Origin of the sequence: Teichococcus vastitatis, from assembly GCF_003604215.1 — a bacterium.
Classification (GTDB): Bacteria; Pseudomonadota; Alphaproteobacteria; order Acetobacterales; family Acetobacteraceae; genus Pseudoroseomonas; species Pseudoroseomonas vastitatis.
Map to the genome: position 1 here is coordinate 152,570 of NZ_QXGS01000003.1, position 19,120 is coordinate 171,689.

A 19,120-nucleotide genomic window follows, 5' to 3' on the forward strand; every position below is an offset into this window, starting at 1 on the left:
GGAGGGAGCCGGCGGCGTCAGGCCGCCGGCTGCAGTTCGCGGGCAACTGGTGGTGTCTGATTCACGGCGCGGGCCGTGGCCTGGGCGTAGCGCCGCGCCAAGGCGGCGCAGACGAAAAGCTGGATCTGGTGGAACAGCATCAGCGGCAGCACCACCAGCCCCACCGCCTGCCCGGCGAACAGGATATTGGCCATCGGGATGCCGGTGGCCAGGCTCTTCTTGGAGCCGCAGAACACCGCAACCACCTCATCTGCCCGCTTCAGCCCGATCATGCGCGCCGCCACCCAGCTGCCCAGCATCGCCAGCGCCAGCAGCACAGAGTCGAGCAGCACCAGGATGGCCAGGCTGGACGGCGCCAGCTGCTGCCAGATCCCGGCCACCACGCCCTCGCTGAAGGCGCTGTACACCACCAGGAGGATCGAGCCGCGGTCCACCAGCCCCGTCAGCGCCTTGTGCCGCCCCATCCAGCTGCCGATCCAGGGCCGCATCACCTGGCCCACAACGAAGGGCAGCAGCAGGTTCAGCGCAATGCTCCACAACGCATCCAGGTTGAAGCCGCCCGATCTGGCGCTGAGCAGCAGCGCCACCAGGGCGGGCGTCATGACGATGCCGGCCAGGTTGGACAGCGTCGCCGCGCACAGCGCGGCCGGCACGTTGCCGCCGGCGATCGAGGTGAAGGCGATGGAGGATTGCACGGTGGATGGCAGCACGCAGACGAACATCAGTCCGAGCGCCAGGGCAGGGGGCAGCCAGCCGCCCGCCAGCCAGACCAGGATGAGGCCTAGCAATGGAAACACGCCGTAGGTCGCGGCGAAGACCAGCCCCTGCAGCCGCCAGTGCAGCAGGCCTTCCAGCAGGTTCCGCGGCGCGAGGCGCGTGCCATACAGGAAGAACAGGATCGCCACCGCCGCCGAAGCCGCATGTTCTGTCCACACGGCGCCCTGTCCCCGGACCGGCAGCACCGCCGCCAGCGCCACGGTGGCCATCAGCAGCAGCAGGAAGGTGTCGACCGGCAGGCGGGACAGCAGGCGTCGGAACATCGCGGGCGCTCTCGGCAGGAGGATAGACCCGGATCATAGTCATTCCGCGTCGCGATGCTTCGGATAACAGCCATCGCGAATCATGATAGACCATTGGGATGTTGTCCCCGGTTCTGCTGCGCTCCTTCCTGGCCGTCACCGAAACACGTTCTTTCACCCGCGCCGCCGAGCGTCTCGGCCTGCGGCAATCCACGGTGAGCCAGCACATCGGCAAGCTGGAGGCCGCCACCGGCCGCATCCTGCTCGCCCGCGATACCCATGCCGTCGGGCTGACGCCGGATGGCGACGCCCTGGTGGAGTTTGCCCGCGGCGTGTTGCAGGCCCATGAGCGGCTGGCACGCTTCCTTGACGGGACGCGGCTGCGCGGCCGCATCCGGCTCGGCGCGTCGGAGGATTTCGTGTCGGCCCGGCTGGCGGAGGCCCTGGCAGAGTTCACCCGCGCCCACAGCGCGGTGGATCTGGAGCTCACGGTCGGCCTGTCGGGCACGCTGTACGAACGCTTCGACGCGGGCGAGCTGGACGTCATCGTGGCGAAGCGACGCACCGGCGACCGCCGCGGCGCATTCGCCTGGCGCGAGCAGGTGGCCTGGGTCGGCCGTCCCGGCTGGCGGCCGGACCCTGCGCTGCCGCTGCCGCTGGTGCTGTATCCGCCGCCCTCCATCACCCGGGCGCTGGCGTTGCAGGCGCTGGAGCAGGCGGGGCGGTCCTGGCGCATCGCCTGCACCTCCTCCTCGCTCAGCGGGTTGCGCGCCGCGGCCATGGCCGGTCTCGGCGTGGCGCCGCATTCGGCACGGCTGCTGCCGCTGGGGCTGGAAACGCTGCCGGCCTCCCGCCACCTGCCCGAACTGGGCCAGATCGAGTTCGTGGTGATCGGCCCTGGGCCGCAGCACCGGCCGGCGGCGGCGCTGGTGGCGGCGCTGCTGGAGCGGCCGGAACGTCTGCATCCCGGTTGAGGCGGCCCTGGCATTGCCGGCCCCCGCGCCCCATCTTCGCCGCCATGCCGTTCACTTCCAGGTCGGACGCGCAGGACGGCATCCAGATCGCGGTGTCCTCCGAAGGCGCGCTCCACTACGCGATCCCCTGCCGCCCCGAATCCCTGCCGCCGGTCAGCCCGCACGCGCTCAGCCTTGCCTGGGACGCGGCCCGTGCCGCCGCTGCCGCCGAGGCCTGGGGGCCGCACCGCACCCTGGTGTTCCGCGACGGCCCGGTTCTGGTACTGGCCGACGCCGATGCCGCCTGCTGGGCCGAGGCGGTGGACCGCGCCGTCGGGCTGGAAAGCCTGTCCGGACTGGCGTTGTGCCTGCGGTTGCTGGCGCTGGTAGAGCTGCTGGCCCGGGCGCGCTGGATGAGCGGCCTGTTCGCCATCGCGGCCGACGGGATCGAGCTGCACCCGGCGCTGCTGTCCGCCGCGGCCACGGAGGCGCTGGATGCCGCCGCGCGGTTCGACGAGAGCGGCATGAAGCGTCTATTGTCCAACCGCATCGCCGGCGCTGGCGAGGCGGCGGCGGAAACGACATCGGGGTAACGGCTCCGGCTCGGGCTCCGCTCCGTGCGGGCGCTGGCCCAGGACCCTGCCGGAGCGCCCGATGAAACGCCTTCTTTCTTTGTGCCTGCTGATCTCCGCCTGTGCCGCCCCGGCGCCGCGCGGTACCGAATCGGCCCAGCAGGAGGCCGCCGCGGCGGCGTGCCGGCAGGAGGCGGAGCGCACTATGCGCTACCGCGAGCGCGGCCAGACGATGCGTTGGGACGAGGCCGAGTCGCGCATCGGCTCGGCCGGCTTCATGGGCAGCTCCTTCCGCAACCAGCAGCTGGGTGCCCGCTACGAGCAGGACCGCATGGTGCAGGATTGCTTGCGCGGTCAGCAGCCGGGCACGGCGCCCGCCACCGCCGCGCCGCCGCAGGGAGGCGGGCGGGGCTCCTGAGCTGCCCGCGTTCCGGTCGCCCTTCGGCGCGCTTAGCCGCGCCTTGGCGACCCGCAACGCCCGGATCTTCTTCGCAGCCAGCCTGGCGTCCTGGACCGGCCTGTGGATGCACCGCATCGCCGTGGCCTGGCTGACCTGGGAACTGACGCACAGCGCATTGTGGGTCGGATTGGTGGCCTTCGCCGACCTTGCGCCCGCGGCGGTGATCAGCCCCTTCGCAGGAGCCATCGCCGACCGTGTGGACCGACTGCGCCTGGCCACGGTGTCGCAGGCCGTGATCGGCGTCGAGGCGGCCACGGTGGCGACGTTGATCGCCACAGGCCACATGCGGATCGAGTACCTTCTGGCCCTGGAATTGCTGTCCGGCACCGCCGCCAGCTTCGCGCAACCAGCGCGGCAGACGCTGATGTCCGGCATCGTCGGCGCCGCCGACCTGCCGGCCGCGGTGGCCTGCAACTCCCTGGTGTTCAATGTCGCCCGCTTCATCGGCCCGGCATTGGCCGGCCCGGTGATCGCCGGTTTCGGCGTGGCGCCCGCCATCGCTTGCAACGCCCTGGCCTATGGCAGCGCCGTGCTGACCATGCCGTTGCTGAAGGTGGATCCGGCGCACCGGCGCGGCCACCCCGCCACCGCCAGCCTGCTGGGCGAGATCCGGGAAGGCTTCGCCTACATCACCCGCCATCCCGGGCTCGGTCCGCTGTTCGCCTATGCGGCCATCATCGGAGTGCTGCTGCGTTGCGTGCAGGAGATGCTGCCGCCGCTGGTAGAGCGGCACTTCCACCGCGGCGCCGAATCGCTCGCCATGCTGACCGCCTGCTTCGGGATCGGCGCGCTGGTGGCCGGGCTGTGGCTGGCGGCGCGCGGGCGGGTCCAGGGCGCCACCAGGCTCGCCATCCTGGCCGGCCTCTGGCAGGCCCTGGCCACGGCCGCCTTCATCATCACCGACTGGTTCGCGGTGGGCCTGGTCTGCGCCGCGCTGATCGGCGCCTCGGCCTCGCTGCACGGCATCTCGGTGCAACAGCTGGCGCAGATGGCGGCGGCACCGGCGATGCGCGGCCGCGTGCTGGCATTGTGGGGCCAGATCACCCGCGCCTGCCCCGCGCTGGGCGCGCTGATGCTCGGGGCATCCGGCGAGGCGTTCGGGATGAAATGGCCGATCCTCACCCTGTCCGCCCTGGCGCTGCTGGTGTTCGCCTGGGGTATGCGGCGCGAGGCGGGGATCGAGGCGTCGCTGGAAGCCCCACCGCAGCCATCGAAGGAGGTCGGCGAGGCGGAGCGTGGCGCCCATCGGGCGGCACCTCCAACGCCGCAGGCCGGCAGAGAGCGTGCGGAGCCAAGGGAAGACGAGGCGCCGCCCGGTGCCGGAGCCGACGCGCCGCCCGGACCGGAAATCGAACGGAAACACGGCTGATCCGCCCGCCATCCAGGAGCGGCGCCGTGCTGCACAAGGCCAGAACCTGAACGGTGGCCGGACAGGCCGCGCGGTTGCACGGCGAACACTCGCCCGTCCGCCTCATGGCGGATGGCGCGGCCGGTGGGCTTGACGCTGACGCAGACCCGGGCAGGACCATCCCTGCCTTGCGGGCTCACCGGGTGCATCCTAGAAGCGCGGAGCCTGATGCCGCCGCCGACGGGATGTCCCTGCGGCGGGCGGCTCCGTAGCAGGGGAGCCTCGAACCGATGGCCAAGATCACTCGCCACAACAGCAACCCGGTTCTGTCCGGTGCCGTCGAGTACCACAACTTCGTTTTCCTGGCCGGCATGACCGCCGACGACCTGTCGCAGGATGTCGTGGGCCAGACCCAGCAGGTCCTGGCCAAGATCGATGCCGCGCTGGAAGGCCACGGCACCGACAAGACCCGCCTGTTGCAGGCCCAGATCTGGCTGAAGGACATTCGCGACCGCGACGCCATGAACAAGATCTGGTCCGGCTGGCTGCCGGAGGGCGGTGCTCCGGTCCGCGCCTGCGTCGAGGCCAACATGGCCGACCCGCGCCACCTGGTTGAGATCATGGTCACTGCCTGCCGCTGAGCGACGTCGCGGATTATTGTCAAGCTGCCGCTACGGCGCTGTCCCTTCCGTGGGGCAGCGCCGATTCCTAAAGCGGATCAGAGGCTTGGCGGGTCTTGTTGTATATTTGCAGCAACACTGTGGCATTTGTTCGCGTGCGCAGCAGTGTTGGGAATGCAGTCATATTAACGGCATCTGAACCCGCCCGGATCCTGCGAATCGCTACGATGCGGGAACTTTGGTCGGGGGGCGGGATTGCCGCTTCGCTCACGGTTTTGCTACCGCCATGTCGCCACGGCGAAAAGCCGGGTGGGGGACAGTGATTTGGGGGTCGCATGCGGGTGAGCAGCACAATGCTGGCTTTAGCCGTTCTGGTGGGCAGTTCGGGCTTGGGAGCGACGCAGGCCGATGCAACCACGGGTCGCAACGCCCGCGAGGCCACGAAGCAGCCAAGGGTGATGCTGCAGCAGGCCGCTGTGCGGAGCGTGAAGCCGCAGAATGTCAAGCTGAACCCGGTCCGCCGCGCCGCGGTGGAGAATTCCCGTGCCGAGCTGGCCTCGCCCGGTCCGATCTCCTGTGTTCCTTATGTGCGTGCAGTCACCGGCATCGGTATCACTGGCAATGCCCATACCTGGTGGAACGGCGCCGCGGGGGTTTACGCCCGTGGCCAGCGCCCAGAGCCGGGGGCCGTGCTCAGCTTCCAATCGTCCGGTGGCATGCGCCTCGGACATGTGGCGGTGGTGTCGCGCGTGGTCGGCAAGCGCGAGCTGCTGATCGACCATTCGAACTGGGAAGGCCCCGGCATCCGCAAGGGTACCGTGATGCACAACGTGTCGGTGATCGACGCGTCCGAGCGCAATGACTGGACCGAGGTCCGGGTGCAGATCGGCCGCAGCGACGAGGCCTATGGCCGCATTTATCCGACCAACGGCTTCATCTACAACCGGGCTCCGGGCAGCCGTCCCGGCAGCCAGATCCTGATGGCACGCGACGAGGCCGGGTTCGAGGAAGTTGCCGAGGCACCCTCCGGTGCCGCCCCGCACGCCGCGCATCTGAGCGAGTCGCTGCGCGGCCTCAACCTCGACGCCGCCATCCGCTGATCTGCCCGGACGCTCTCGCAGGCACTCGATTGCCCTGAGCGTCCGGTCGTCGCATTCTCCGCCCCCCGTCAGGATCGAGGAGGCGGCGATGACCGCGACGAGGCCGCATTCGGCGCATTGGGGAAGTTTCGATGCCGTGGTCGAGCAGGACCGCGTGGTCGGCGTCCGCCCCTTCGCCGCCGACCCGAATCCGGGCGCCCTGCTGCACTCCATTCCCGGCACGGTGCATGCCGAAAGCCGGATCGATCGTCCCTATGCGCGGTCCGGCTGGCTGCGCGGTGAGCGGGCCGGCGCCGAGCGGGGCGACCGCGACTTCGTGCCGATCGAGTGGGACCACGCCATTCGCCTGGTGGCGGAGGAAACGGCGCGCATCCGCGCGGAACACGGCCATTCCAGCATCTTCGGCGGCTCCTATGGCTGGTCCTCGGCCGGGCGGTTCCACCATGCCCGCAGCCAGTTGCAGCGTTTTCTCGGCCTTGGCGGCGGCTATACCACGCAGCTGACCAACTACTCCTATGGCGCCGGCATGACGCTGATGCCGCATATCCTGGGCACCAATGACGTGCTGCAGGGGCCGGTGACCGACTGGTCCAGCATCGTCCGGCACACCCGGCTGATGCTGTGCTTCGGCGGCCTGCCGCTGAAGAATGCCCTGGTCACCGCCGGCGGCGCGGGTGCCCATGAATACGTGCCCTGGTTGCGGCGCGTGGCCGAGGCCGGGGTGCGGTTCATCAACATCTCGCCCTTCCGCGGCGATGCGCCCGACTTCCTGCAGGCCGAATGGGTGCCGATCCGGCCCAACACGGACACCGCGCTGATGCTGGGCATGGCGCATGCGCTGCTGGCGGAGGGGCTGGAGGATCGCGGCTTCCTGGCGACGCACTGCACCGGCTGGGAAAAGCTGCGTTCCTACATCCTGGGCGAGACGGACGGGCAGGCGAAGACCCCGGACTGGGCTGCGGCGATCACCGGCATTCCTGCCGAGCGGATCCGTGCCCTGGCCTGGGACAGCGTGCGGCAGCCCAGCATGCTGACCGCCACCTGGTCACTGCAGCGCGCCGAGCATGGTGAGCAGCCCTGGTGGATGCTGGTGGCGCTGGCTGCCATGCTCGGCGGCATCGGCCGCCCGGGCGAGGGCGTGGTGTTCGGCTATGGCTCGCTGAACGGCATGGGCACGCCCCGGCGCGGCCTGCCCTCGGTCGGCCTGCCGGCGACGCGCAACCCTGGCGGCATCGGCATCCCGGTGGGCCGCGTCACGGAGTTGTTCGAACGCCCCGGCCAGATCCTGCAGTATAATGGGCGCGACATCGTGCTGCCCAAGATCAGGATGATCTGGTGGGCAGGCGGCAACCCGTTCCACCACCACCAGGACCTCAACCGCCTGCGGCGCGGCTGGAACCGTGCGGAGACGATCATCGTGCAGGAGCCCTGGTGGACCGCGGCGGCCCGGCACGCCGACATCGTGTTGCCGGCCACCACCACGCTGGAGCGCTATGACATCGGCTCCTCCTCCTCCGACCGCTTTGTACGGGCGATGCACCGGGCGATCCCGCCGCAGGCGCAGGCGCGCGACGACCATGCCATGCTGGCCGACATCGCCGATGTTCTCGGCTATCGCGAGCGCTTCACCGAGCAGCGCGACGAGGCCGCCTGGCTGCGTCACCTATACGAGCGCTGGCGCCAGGCGGCTGCCCGCGCGCATTTCGAAGCACCGGACTTCGACCGCTTCTGGGCGGAGGGGCATGTCGAGGTGCCGCCACCCGAGGAGGATTTCGTGCTGTTCGCCGACTTCGCACGCGATCCGCAGGCGCACCCGCTGAACACGCCGTCCGGCAAGGTCGAGCTGTTCTCCGACACCATCGCCAGCTTCGGCTACGCCGAGATCGGTGGCCATCCGCGATGGCAGGAACCGGGCGAATATCTCGGCGCCCCGATGGCGGAGCGCTTTCCGCTGCACCTGCTCTCCTATCAGCCGGCGACGCGGCTGCACGGGCAGCTCGATCCCGGCCCGGTTTCCGCGGCCAGCAAGGTGCAGGGACGCGAGCCGCTGCTGATGCATCCGGACGACGCCGCCGCACGTGGCCTGGAGGAGGGCGCGGTGGTGCGGGTGTTCAACGACCGCGGCGCCTGCTTGGCCGGGCTGCGGCTGGATGACGGGTTGCGGGCGGGGGTGGTCGCCATGGCCACCGGGGCCTGGTGGGACCCGCTGCCGGAGGAAGGAGCGCTCGACGTGCACGGCAATCCGAACACGCTCACTCGGGATGTCGGCACGTCGCGGCTGGGGCAGGGTTGCACGGCGCAGTCCTGCCTGGTGCAGGTGATGGCGCATCATGGCGTCCTGCCGCCCGTCACCGTGCACCGGGCGCCCCGCTCCCGGGAGCGCGTGGCTTGATCCGCAGCGGACGCCGCGGCCTGCTGGCCGCCGGGGCGGCAGCCCTGATGGCCGGGCGCGCGACGCCGGGCCTGGCCCAGGCGGGGCGCCTTTCCACCCTGGACATGCCGCCCCAGTTCCTGCCGCTGAAGCTGGATGACACCGTGGCCGCCGGCTACCGGCGCGACGTTCTGGTGCGCTGGGGGGACCGCGTCACCTACGATGCCGCCGTGTGGAACCCGATGGCTCCCACGCCGGCCGCGGCGGCGACCCAGTTCGGCTGGGATGGCCGCATCTGCGGCATGGTGGTGCCGCCCACCGGCACCGACGGCGTGCCGCGCGCCCTGCTGGCGGTGGTTCATCCTTTCGTTGATCCCGCCATGGCCTTTGCCGGCGGCACCGACCGGCCGGCGGTGGCGGCGATGATGCAGGGTGCCTCCCTGCTCAACATTGTCCGCCTCAACGGGCGCTGGACCGTGGTGGATGGCGGTTATCAGTCGCGCCGGCTGACGGCGGCCACCCTGTGCCGGATCACCGGCCCGGCGGCCGAGGCGATGGGCGGCCTGGTTCAGGGGCTGCTGGGCCCGATGGGGGGTTGCGCCACGCCCTGGGGCACCATGTTGCTGGCGGAAGGCGATCCGTCGCCATGGCTGACGCGGCTGTCGCGGGTGGATGCGCGCTTCTCGGATGCCGCGCGCTACGGATGGGTGGCGGAGCTGAACCCGCTCGATCCCGGCGCGCTGCCGATGAAGCGCAGCGCCCTGGGCCGCTTCGCGCATGCCGATGCCGCCGCCACCCGCTCCCGCGATGGCCGCGCCGTGATCTACCTGCCCGATGCCGGCGGCGGGGGCTACCTGTACCGCTTCGTTTCCGCAGGACCGTCGGACGCTCCCGATGCGCTGGACCGCGGCTCGCTCTCGGTGGCACGGATGTCGGCCGGCCGGCTGACCTGGCTGCCGCTGCCGGGCGCGCTGGATGTGCTGATGAACCCGGCCGGCGCCGCCAGGGCGGCAGGTGCTTTCGGCTTCGAACGCCCGAGCGGCATCACCGTCGATCCGGGCAACGGCGTGGTCTACCTCGCATGTCGCGGCCTAGCCGGACCACCCTCGCAGGCGCTCGGGCAGCGCATCGGCGGCGGCATGGGGCAGGTGCTGGAACTGGCGCCTGACGGCGGCGATCCGGCGGCCGGCGGTGCCGTCGCTAACGTCCTGCTGATGGGCGGCATGCCGGATGCGCATTTGGCGCGACTGGCCCGCAGCTGGCCTGCCTCGCCCGCCGCCCTGTCGATCGACGGGGCAGGGCGGCTCTGGATCGGCAGCGACCATCGCGGCCGCGGCTTCGAGGCACCGGACGCGCTGTTCGGCACCGATACGGCCGGACCAGGACGCGGCCTGGCGCTGCCGATCTACGCGGCGCCCGTGGGCGCGGCGATCGGCGGCTCGGCGATGACGCCGGATGCGGCGACGCTGTTCGCCATCGTGCGCACGCCCGGCGCCACGCCCGGGGCCAGCTTCGCGGCGCCCAGCACACGCTGGCCGGCCTTCGATCCGGCGCTGCCGCCGCGCACGACCCTGATCGCGCTGTCCAGCATCAGCGGCGCCCCGGTGGGAGGCTGAAGGCCGCAGCGATCCTGTCCAAGTTGTAAGGCTGGACGCGAGTTAACAAAAATAGGTTTGCCGAACTGCACCGCCCCTGCTGCCTTGCGCGTCCAGCCTGCCCGGCGATTCTGTTGCCTTGATGCGCCTCCGCCCCCGTATTGCCGGGGCGTGCTCCGTGACGTCTCACCGGACCGGTCCTGCACTCTTGAGCAAGGGACGGTCATGCCTCTTACGACGCGCCGCCAGCTGCTGTCCGCGACAGCGTTGGTGGCCACCACGTCCTCGGCCCTCGGCCGCAGCGTCACTGGACGCCTTCCATGGTCGCCCAACGAAGCGTATCCGCCGGAGCTGGTCCGCCCCGGCGGCTGGATGTTCCTGCGTCCCGAGGAAGTCGCCACCCTCGAGGCCATTGTCAGCCGCCTGATCCCGGCCGATGATCTGAGCCCCAGCGGACAGGATGCGGGTTGCACCGTGTTCATCGACCGGCAGCTGGCCGGGCCGTGGGGTACCTATGAATGGTACTACATGCAGGGGCCCTTCGCGGAGAAGCCGCTGCCCACACAGGGCATCCAGTCGCCGCTGGTGCCGCAGCAGCAATACCGCACCGGGCTCGCCGCCCTCGCCGCCTATTGCCGGGAGAACTTCGCAGCCCGGACCTTTGAGCAGCTTTCCGCCGCGGAGCAGGACAAGCTGCTCGCGGCGATGGAGAAGGGCGAGGTGCAGCTGCCGGGCCTGTCCGCGCCGAAGCTCACCACCACCGCGTTCTTCAACCTCGTGCTGCAGAACACGATGGAGGGGTTCTTCGCCGACCCGATCTACGGCGGCAACAAGGACATGGCGAGCTGGAAGATGATCGGCTTCCCCGGCGTCCGCTACGACTACCGTGATGTTCTCGCCAATCCCGGCAAGCCCTACACCAAGCCGCCCGTTGCGATCATGGGCCGCCCCGACTGGAACGGACGTCCAGCATGAGCGCCACCCGCCTCCCCAAGAAGGATGTCGTCATTATCGGGCTCGGCTGGACCGGCTCGATCATGGCCTGTGAGCTGGCCCGCATGGGCCTCGACGTGGTGGCGATCGAGCGCGGACCCTGGCGCGACACCGCGAGCGACTACAACATCGGCACCGCGCCGGACGAACTCCGCTACGCCATCCGGCAGGACATTTTCCTGCGCACCGCGCAGACCACCGACACGGCGCGCAACACGCCGGACCAGGTGGCGCTGCCGATGCGCAAATGGGGCTCCTACCTGCCCGGCAACGGCGTGGGCGGCGCCGGCGTGCACTGGAACGGCCACACCTGGCGCTTCTTCCCGAGCGATTTCCGCCTTCGCTCGCACTACACCGAGCGCTACGGGGCGAACTTCATCCCCGAGGATATGACGATCCAGGACTATCCCGTCTCCTATGACGAGCTGGAGCCGCATTACGATTTCTTCGAGAAGGTTTGCGGCATCTCCGGCAAGGCGGGCAACATCCGCGGCGCCATCCAGGAAGGCGGCAACCCGTTCGAGGGATGGCGCTCGGACGAATACCCAACCCGGCCGCTGAAGCCGAACCTGGCGCAGATCATGTTCCAGAAGGCGGCAGCGGAGGTGGGGATGCACCCGTTCCCGCTGCCTTCCGCTAACATCTCGGAAGCCTATACCAACCTCTATGGCGTCCGCATGGCGCCGTGCACCTATTGCGGCTTCTGCGAATGGTTCGGCTGCGCCAATTATTCCAAATCGAGCCCGCAGACCTGCGTGCTGCCGGCTCTGGTCCGGCTGCCGAATTTCGAGGCGCGCACCTTGTGCGAGGTGACGCGCATCAACAAGACGCCCGACGGCAAGATGGCCAGCGGCGTCACCTACGTCGACTCCTCCGGGCGCGAATGGGAACAGCCGGCCGAGATGGTGCTGCTCTGCGCCTATTCGACCTTCAACGTCCGCCTGCTGATGCTGTCGCAGATGGGCACGCAATACGACCCGGTCAGCAACACCGGCACGCTGGGGCGCAACTACGCCTACCAGACCAATGCCGGCTGCCTCGGCTACTGGGACAAGGACACCAACTTCAATTCCTTTGCCGGTGCAGGCTCGCTCGGCATGATGGCCGACGACTTCAACGGCGATAATTTCGACCACACGGGCCTCGGCTTCGTCGGCGGCGCCAACATCAACTGCACCACCACCAATGCGCGGCCGATCTCCTCGCGGCCGGTGCCGCCCGGCACGCCGCGCTGGGGCACGCAGTGGAAGAAGGCGACGGCGGAAACCTACGGGCACACGCAGAGCGTCGGCTCGCAGGGCAGTTCGATGGCCTATCGCGACGTTTATCTGGATCTCGACCCAACCTACAAGGACCGCGTCGGCAATCCGCTGATGCGCATGACCTTCGATTTCAAGGAGAATGATCTGAAGATGTCGCGCTTCATCGTCGACCGGACCGAGGAGGTCATGAAGGCGATGGGCGCGAAGCAGATCGTCAAGACCTATAAGCGTGGCCCCTGGAGCGTGGTGCCGTACCAGACCACGCACAACACCGGCGGCGCGGTGATGAGCGCGACGCCGGACAAGGGCGTGGTCAACCGCTACACCCAGCACTGGGACGTGCCCAACCTATTCGTCGCAGGCGCCTGCCTGTTTCCGCAGAATGCCGGCTACAACCCGACCGGCACGGTGGGCGCGCTGACCTATTGGGCGCTCGACGCGATCAAGAACCAGTACCTCAGGAACCCCGGACAGGCGCTGGTGCAGGCATGATGCGGAACACGCTCCTGGCGGCAGGCATCGCCACCGTCGCCATCGCCACCGCAGGCCCGGCGCGCGCGGATGTCGACAACTTCACCGAGGTGGCGCGCGGCCGCTATCTGGTGACCACCGGCGATTGCATGGGCTGTCACATCGGGCCGGACGGCACATCGCTGGCCGGCGGCCACCTGCTGGAAACGCCTTTCGGCATGATCGCGGTGCCGAACATCACGCCGGACAACGAAACCGGCATCGGCAAATGGTCACAGCAGGATTTCCACGGCGCCATGACACGGGGCGTGCGGCCCGACGGCACGCATCTGTACCCGGCCTTTCCCTACACCGCCTTCACCAGGATGACGCGCAAGGACATCGACGACGTTTACGCCTACCTCCGGACGCTGGAACCGGTGAACCATGCGGTGGACCGGGACACGCTGCCCTTTCCGTTCAACGTCCGGATGGCGATGCTGGGCTGGAACTGGCTGAATTTCACGCCGGGCGAGTTCAGGCCCGATCCGAACAAGTCGGGGGAGTTCAACCGCGGCGCCTACCTCGTGGAAGGGCCGGGGCATTGCGGCCTGTGCCACACGCCGCGGAACATGCTGGGCGGCGACCAGGGCGGCAAGCACCTGGAGGGTGGCGCGCTGCAGGGCTGGTTCGCGCCCAACATCACCGCCGACAAGCGTGTCGGCATCGGCGCCTGGAGCCAGGCGGAGATCGTCGATTACCTGCGAGATGGCCACACCGAGCGCGGCGCCGCCAGTGGCCCGATGGCGGAGGTGGTGACCTACTCCACCAGTCAGATGACCGAGGCGGACCTGAAGGCCATGGCGACCTATCTGCTGGAACGCGGTGCCGCGGCCGAGCCTGCCCCAACCGTGATCGCTGGCAGCGACGCGCGGGTGCAGAAGGGCGCGGCGATCTATGACGATACCTGCGCCGCCTGCCATGTCGGCGACGGCAGCGGCGTGGCCGGCATGTTCCCGCGCCTCAGGGACAACCAGCTGGTGCGGCAGGCGGATCCGACGGGCGTGCTCCGGGTGATCCTGCAGGGTGCGCAATCGGCTTCCTCGCCCCGCATGGTGACGGCGCCATCCATGCCGGCACTGGGTTGGCGGCTGGACGACCAGCAGGTGGCGGACGTGGCGACCTTTATCCGCAATTCCTGGGGCAATGCCGCAGCGGCGGTGACGCCCGACCAGGTGAGGGCGATGCGCGAGGTCACGGCAGGCGTGGCCTCTCCGGCGGAACACTGACGCCGCACGGAAGCGTGAGAAGCGAAGGGGCCTTTCGAGTCCGGCCCTCCGCCCATTCTTCCGCAGGGACGGCGCCGTGGTGGCTGATCCCGCCGCGATGTCCATGGAAAGGCGGACGATGGATTACGGGATCAAGGGTCAAGGCGCCGTGGTGACCGGGGGCGACTCCGGCATCGGGCTGGAGACGGCCCGCAAGCTGCTCGGCGAGGGAGTCCGGGTCGTGCTCAGCGAGCAGACGACCGACCGGCTGCGAGGCGTGGTGGAGTCCCTGCGCGGCCTCGGGGAGGTGCATGGCGTCGCAGCTGATCTCACCAAGACTGATGAGGTGACGGCGCTGAAGGATTTCGCGCTGCGGCAGTTGGGCCGGGTGGATATTCTGGTGAACAGTGCCGGCATCACCGGCGCCCAGGGCGTCTTTCACGAGCAATCCGACGCTGATTGGTGGCAGGCGCTCGACACCAATCTGATGTCGATGGTCCGCATGGTTCGCGCCTTTGTGCCCGGCATGCTGCAAGCCCGGCATGGCCGGATCGTGCTGGTGGCCTCCGAGGACGGCGTGCAGCCTTACGCCGACGAACTTCCCTACTGCGCCACCAAGGCGGCCATCCTGAACCTCACCAAGGGCCTGGCGAAATCCTACTCCTCGCAGGGGATTCTGCTGAACTCCGTCAGCCCGGCCTTCATCGAAACGCCGATGACCCATGCCATGATGGAGAAACGGGCCAGGAAGAACGGGACCTCCTTCGAGGAAGCCGTGCGGAGCTTCCTCAAGGGAGAGCGCCCCGATCTGGAACTGCATCGGCGTGGCAGGGCGGAGGAGGTCGCCGCGGCGATCCTGTTCCTGTGCTCCGCCGGCGCCAGCTTCTGCACCGGCAGCAACATCCGCGTGGATGGCGGCGCCGTGTCCACCATGGCGCTGTAATGGCCTCGGCCCCCGCGCCCCTGGCGCCGGGGCCTTTGGCCGTTCAGCCGCGCCGGAATTGCTCGCGCGGCGCAACGCGCAGCACTGCATAACCCAGCAGGCCGGCCACCACGGAACCGCCGAGAATGCCGAACTTCACTTCCTCCTGCAGCAGCGGCGCGTTGGCGAAGGCCAGCAATCCGATGAACAGGCTCATGGTGAAGCCGATGCCGCACAGCAGCGCCACGCCGAAGAACTGGCCCCAACTCGCACCGGCCGGCAGGTCCGCCGCGCCGCTCCTGATCAACAGGGCCGATGCGCCGAACACGCCGATCACCTTGCCCAGCAACAGACCGACCGCGACACCGAGCGTCAGGGGTTCCAGCAGAATCTCCGGGCCGATGCCGCTGAACGACACGCCGGCATTGGCGAAGCCGAACAACGGCACCACGAAGAATGCCACCGGCCCGGCGAGCGCATGCTCCAGGCGGTGGAGTGGGCTCTGCGCACCGGTTGCTTCCGGCGTGCCGGGCGTGAGGTGGATCGGAATGCACAGCGCCAGCAGCACGCCGGCCAGGGTGGCATGCACGCCGGAGCGCAGCACGAACAGCCACAACACCGCGCCCAGCAGCAGGTAGGGCCACAGGCTGCGGACGCCCATGCGGTTCATGCCGTACAGCACGGCCAGAACCGCGGCGGCCAGGCCGAGATCCGGCAGCGACAATCCGCTGGTGTAGAACAACGCGATGATCACCACGGCGCCAAGATCGTCGATGATCGCCAGCGCCGCCAGGAACACCTTCAGCGACGCCGGCACGCGGGGCCCGAGCAGCGACAGCACGCCGAGGGCGAAGGCGATGTCGGTGGCCGACGGGATGGCCCAGCCGCGCAGCGCCTGCGCATCACCGGCATTGAAGGCCACGTAGATCAGCGCGGGCGCCACCATGCCGCCCAGCGCGGCGATTCCCGGCAGCATCCGGCGGCTCCAGGAGGAAAGCTGGCCGTCCAGCATCTCCCGCTTGATCTCCAGCCCCACCATCAGGAAGAACACGGCCATCAGCGCGTCGTTGATCCAATGCAGCACGCTGAGCGGCCCGAGATAGGCATGCAGGGCCGCGAAGTAGCCGGGCGCGAGCGGCGAGTTCGCCACCAGCAGCGCCAGCACCGCGGCTCCCATCAACACCAGGCCACCGGCAGCCTCGCTGTCCAGGAAGTTTCGCAACATCGAGGGAATGCGGCCGCCGCCTGCTTTCATGCCTATGCTCCTTCCGCCGCTGCCGCGGCTCGTTCCAACGGTTGCGGCCACTGTTACCCCGTTGTCACAGGCTTGACGAGGCGCATGCCCCTGGCCGGACGCTCGCCGCCGCCGCAAGATACAGGGAGGATCTTTGCTGCTGATGATGCTGGATGGGATGGGTGTTGAACTGGAACCAGGAACAGCTGGGCGCCCTGCTGGAGGCACCGCCGCTGCCGGTCACCGAAGCTGAGGCCGAGGCGCTGGCCGCCGCGCACTTCAACCGGCGGGGCCGTGCCGTGGCGCTCGGCGGCGAGCGCGACCGCAACTTCCACCTCCGGGTGGAGGACGGGCCCGGCTTCGTGCTGAAGGTCATCCAACCCGCCGAGGATGCGGCGGTCACGACGTTCCAGGGCCTGGCGCTGGAGCATGTGGCGGCGGCTGATCCCGCGCTGCCGGTGCCTCGCCTGTACCGACCGGCCGACGGTTCCGGAACCGAAGCGTTGTGGACACCGGAGGACCGCCCTGCTTGCCGGTTGCGGCTGCTGGATTATCGCGCCGGCCGGCCGCTGCACCTGACGGCGCCGAGCCCAACCCAGCGCCGCGCGGTGGGCGCCTCGCTGGCACGGCTGGATCTCGCCTTCCGGGGGTTCACCCATCCGGCGGAGCGGCACCCGCTCATGTGGGACATCCAGCATGCGCCGCGGATGCGCGGATTGCTGGCGCATCTGCCGCAGGTGGGGGATCGCGGACTCGCCGCCGCCGCACTGGACCGGTTCGAACGCCATGTGCTGCCGCTCCTGCCGCAGCTGCGCGCGCAGGTAATCCACAACGACTTCAACCCGCACAACATCCTCGCCTCGGCGGAGGACGACACGGTGATCACCGGCATCATCGATTTCGGCGACATGGTGCGTGCTCCCCTGGTGCAGGACCTCGCCACCGCCTGTGCTTACCAGATGCAGCCCGAGGGACACCCGCTGTCCGGCCCGGCCGAGCTGGCGCAGGCCTTCCACGCCCTGTCTCCGCTGTGGCCGGAGGAGATCGCCATCCTTGGCGATCTGATCGCGACGCGGCTCACCGTTTCGGTCGCGATCAGCGGGTGGCGCGCCGCGCGGCAGCCAGAGAACGCCGCCTACATCCTGCGCAACTACAACCGGGCCTTGTCTGGCCTGCGACGCCTCGGCGTGCTGCCGCGCGAGGAGGTGCAACGCTACCTGAAGGAAAGGCTCGCCGCATGAGCAGCACCATGATCAACGCCTTCGATCCCGGCGCCACCAACGGTGTCGCGGCCCGGGAGCAGGCCATGATTGCCCGGCGGCAGAAGCTGCTCGGCCCCGCCTACCGGCTGTTCTACAGCAACCCGGTGCACCTGGTGCGGGGCGAGGGGGTCTGGCTCTACGACCCGGACGGCAACCGCTACCTCGACGTCTACAACAACGTGGCCTCGGTCGGGCACTGCCACCCCCACGTGGTGGCGGCGCTGGCCCGGCAGGCGGCGGTGCTGAACACCCACACCCGCTACCTGAACGACACCATCCTCGACTATGCCGAGAAGCTGCTGGTGCATTTTCCTCCCGAGCTGTCGCACGTGATGTTCACCTGCACCGGCAGCGAGGCGAATGATCTGGCCTATCGCGCGGCCTGCGCCCATACCGGTGGAACCGGCATGATCGTGACGCAGCTGGCCTATCACGGCGTCACGGTGGCGATCTCGGAGATGTCGCCCTCGCTCGGCGGCGGCATCACCCTGGGCCAGCAGGTGCGCACCGTACCGGCGCCTGACCTGTACCGGGGCGGTGGCGAGGATGTGGGGGAGGAGATGGCCCGCCATGTCCGCGCCGCTATCGCCGACCTGCAGGCGTGCGGGATCCGCCCGGCGGCACTGCTCGTGGATACCATCTTCTCCTCGGACGGCGTGTTCGCCGATCCGCCTGGCTTCCTGGCACCCGCCGTTGCCGCCATCCGGGACGCTGGCGCCCTGTTCATCGCCGACGAGGTGCAGCCCGGATTCGGCCGCACCGGGGAAGGGATGTGGGGCTTCTCCCGCCACGGCCTGGTGCCGGACATGGTCACCCTGGGCAAGCCTATGGGCAACGGCCATCCGATCGCCGGCATGGTCGCCCGGCCGGAGATCCTGGAGCGCTTCGGCAGCCGCACCCGCTACTTCAACACCTTTGGCGGCAATCCGGTCTCCTGCGCCGTGGGTCAGGCCGTGCTGGAGGTGATCGAAGGCGAGGACCTGGTGCGCAACGCCGCGGAAACCGGCGCCTATCTGCGCCAAGGACTGATGGCGTTGGCCGAGCGCTTCGAAATCATCGGCGACGTGCGCGGCGCCGGGCTGTTCGTCGGCGTCGAGCTGGTGGCCGACCGTGCCGGCAAGACGCCGGCTACCGCCGAAACCGCACGGCTGGTGAACGGCCTGCGTGACCGGCGGGTGTTGATCAGCGCCGCCGGTCCGGCAGCCAACGTGCTGAAGATCCGTCCGCCGCTGGTGTTCCGGCGGGAGCACGCGGACCTGTTCCTGGAGGCCATGGAAGCTGAGCTGACGGCCTTGCCGGCGGGCTGAGCTAGGTCCGGAGCCAGGCACCGTTCCGGCAAGGTTTCCGCTTCTGTTCCCATCGCAAGCTGCCTCTTGCGTTCATGTTCCGTTTATGTTCGCATGTGGTCATGCCGATGCCGTTCCCGAACCCCTGCGCTCCGGCCACCTGGGCCACCCCGTATCCCCCGGGGAGCCCCCCCGACAGGTGCGACTCCCGGAACGTTCCCTGCCAGGGATGGCGCGGCGAGGCGCGGGCAGGGGATGTTCCCCTGTCCGCGTCGCTCCCCTGGCTTTGGAAGATGGCGCGAGAGGTGATGCTCGGGGCCGTGCTCGGCATCGGGGGTGGCTGGATGGCGGGCCATCTGGCCTTTTTCCTGTTCGGCTAGTTCGTTTACCGGATGGGACTACGAT

At 69.3% G+C, this 19,120-nt stretch carries 16 protein-coding genes; 14 read left to right on the top strand and 2 right to left on the bottom strand.

The window, feature by feature from the left end:
* Positions 1-17: 17 nt before the first annotated feature.
* On the bottom strand, positions 18-1,040 hold the full coding sequence (locus tag D2K64_RS06790) for a bile acid:sodium symporter family protein (RefSeq protein ID WP_120007472.1): 1,023 nt from the start codon (positions 1,038-1,040) through the stop codon (positions 18-20).
* Positions 1,041-1,138: 98 nt separating this feature from the next.
* Here D2K64_RS06790 and D2K64_RS06795 point away from each other — a divergent pair, with 98 nt between their 5' ends.
* The 12 genes from D2K64_RS06795 to D2K64_RS06850 all read left to right on the top strand — a co-directional run bounded on the left by D2K64_RS06795 (position 1,139) and on the right by D2K64_RS06850 (position 14,954).
* Complete coding sequence (locus D2K64_RS06795) at positions 1,139-1,993, top strand: LysR family transcriptional regulator (protein WP_120007473.1); 855 nt, start codon at positions 1,139-1,141, stop codon at positions 1,991-1,993.
* 44 nt (positions 1,994-2,037) lie between these two features.
* On the top strand, positions 2,038-2,565 hold the full coding sequence (locus D2K64_RS06800; protein ID WP_238384059.1) for a hypothetical protein: 528 nt from the start codon (positions 2,038-2,040) through the stop codon (positions 2,563-2,565).
* Between the two features lie 61 nt (positions 2,566-2,626).
* Entirely contained in the window at positions 2,627-2,962 is a 336-nt protein-coding gene (locus D2K64_RS06805; RefSeq protein ID WP_157985749.1) for a hypothetical protein, read from the top strand.
* Positions 2,963-3,005: 43 nt separating this feature from the next.
* A complete protein-coding gene (locus D2K64_RS06810) occupies positions 3,006-4,373 on the top strand; it encodes an MFS transporter (RefSeq protein WP_120007475.1) in 1,368 nt (455 codons plus the stop codon).
* A 269-nt stretch (positions 4,374-4,642) separates the two neighbouring features.
* Complete coding sequence (locus D2K64_RS06815; RefSeq protein ID WP_120007476.1) at positions 4,643-4,993, top strand: RidA family protein; 351 nt, start codon at positions 4,643-4,645, stop codon at positions 4,991-4,993.
* 332 nt (positions 4,994-5,325) lie between these two features.
* Positions 5,326-6,072, top strand: a complete 747-nt coding sequence (locus D2K64_RS06820; protein WP_238384060.1) for a CHAP domain-containing protein — start codon at positions 5,326-5,328, stop codon at positions 6,070-6,072.
* Positions 6,073-6,160: 88 nt separating this feature from the next.
* Positions 6,161-8,464, top strand: coding sequence for a molybdopterin-dependent oxidoreductase (locus D2K64_RS06825; RefSeq protein ID WP_120007478.1), 2,304 nt, complete (start codon positions 6,161-6,163; stop codon positions 8,462-8,464).
* On the top strand, positions 8,461-10,059 hold the full coding sequence (locus D2K64_RS06830; RefSeq protein ID WP_120007479.1) for a PhoX family protein: 1,599 nt from the start codon (positions 8,461-8,463) through the stop codon (positions 10,057-10,059). Before D2K64_RS06825 ends, D2K64_RS06830 begins: the two co-directional genes overlap by 4 nt.
* A 204-nt stretch (positions 10,060-10,263) precedes the next feature.
* Positions 10,264-11,013: a gluconate 2-dehydrogenase subunit 3 family protein gene (locus tag D2K64_RS06835; RefSeq protein WP_120007480.1), complete on the top strand. Its 750-nt coding sequence runs from the start codon at positions 10,264-10,266 to the stop codon at positions 11,011-11,013.
* Positions 11,010-12,785, top strand: a complete 1,776-nt coding sequence (locus D2K64_RS06840; RefSeq protein WP_120007481.1) for a GMC family oxidoreductase — start codon at positions 11,010-11,012, stop codon at positions 12,783-12,785. The genes D2K64_RS06835 and D2K64_RS06840 overlap by 4 nt, the downstream gene beginning before the upstream one ends.
* The gene (locus D2K64_RS06845; RefSeq protein WP_120007656.1) at positions 12,785-14,032 is read left to right on the top strand and encodes a cytochrome c; all 1,248 of its coding nucleotides are present in this window, start codon (positions 12,785-12,787) and stop codon (positions 14,030-14,032) included. The genes D2K64_RS06840 and D2K64_RS06845 overlap by 1 nt, the downstream gene beginning before the upstream one ends.
* 118 nt (positions 14,033-14,150) lie before the next feature.
* Positions 14,151-14,954, top strand: coding sequence for an SDR family NAD(P)-dependent oxidoreductase (locus D2K64_RS06850; protein ID WP_120007482.1), 804 nt, complete (start codon positions 14,151-14,153; stop codon positions 14,952-14,954).
* A 43-nt stretch (positions 14,955-14,997) separates the two neighbouring features.
* Here D2K64_RS06850 and nhaA read toward each other — a convergent pair whose 3' ends face one another.
* Positions 14,998-16,188, bottom strand: coding sequence for a Na+/H+ antiporter NhaA (nhaA, locus tag D2K64_RS06855; protein WP_120007483.1), 1,191 nt, complete (start codon positions 16,186-16,188; stop codon positions 14,998-15,000).
* A gap of 161 nt (positions 16,189-16,349) precedes the next feature.
* Here nhaA and D2K64_RS06860 point away from each other — a divergent pair, with 161 nt between their 5' ends.
* Positions 16,350-17,408: a phosphotransferase gene (locus tag D2K64_RS06860; RefSeq protein WP_157985750.1), complete on the top strand. Its 1,059-nt coding sequence runs from the start codon at positions 16,350-16,352 to the stop codon at positions 17,406-17,408.
* A complete protein-coding gene (locus D2K64_RS06865; protein ID WP_120007485.1) occupies positions 17,405-18,736 on the top strand; it encodes an aspartate aminotransferase family protein in 1,332 nt (443 codons plus the stop codon). The genes D2K64_RS06860 and D2K64_RS06865 overlap by 4 nt, the downstream gene beginning before the upstream one ends.
* The last annotated feature ends 384 nt before the right edge of the window (positions 18,737-19,120 follow it).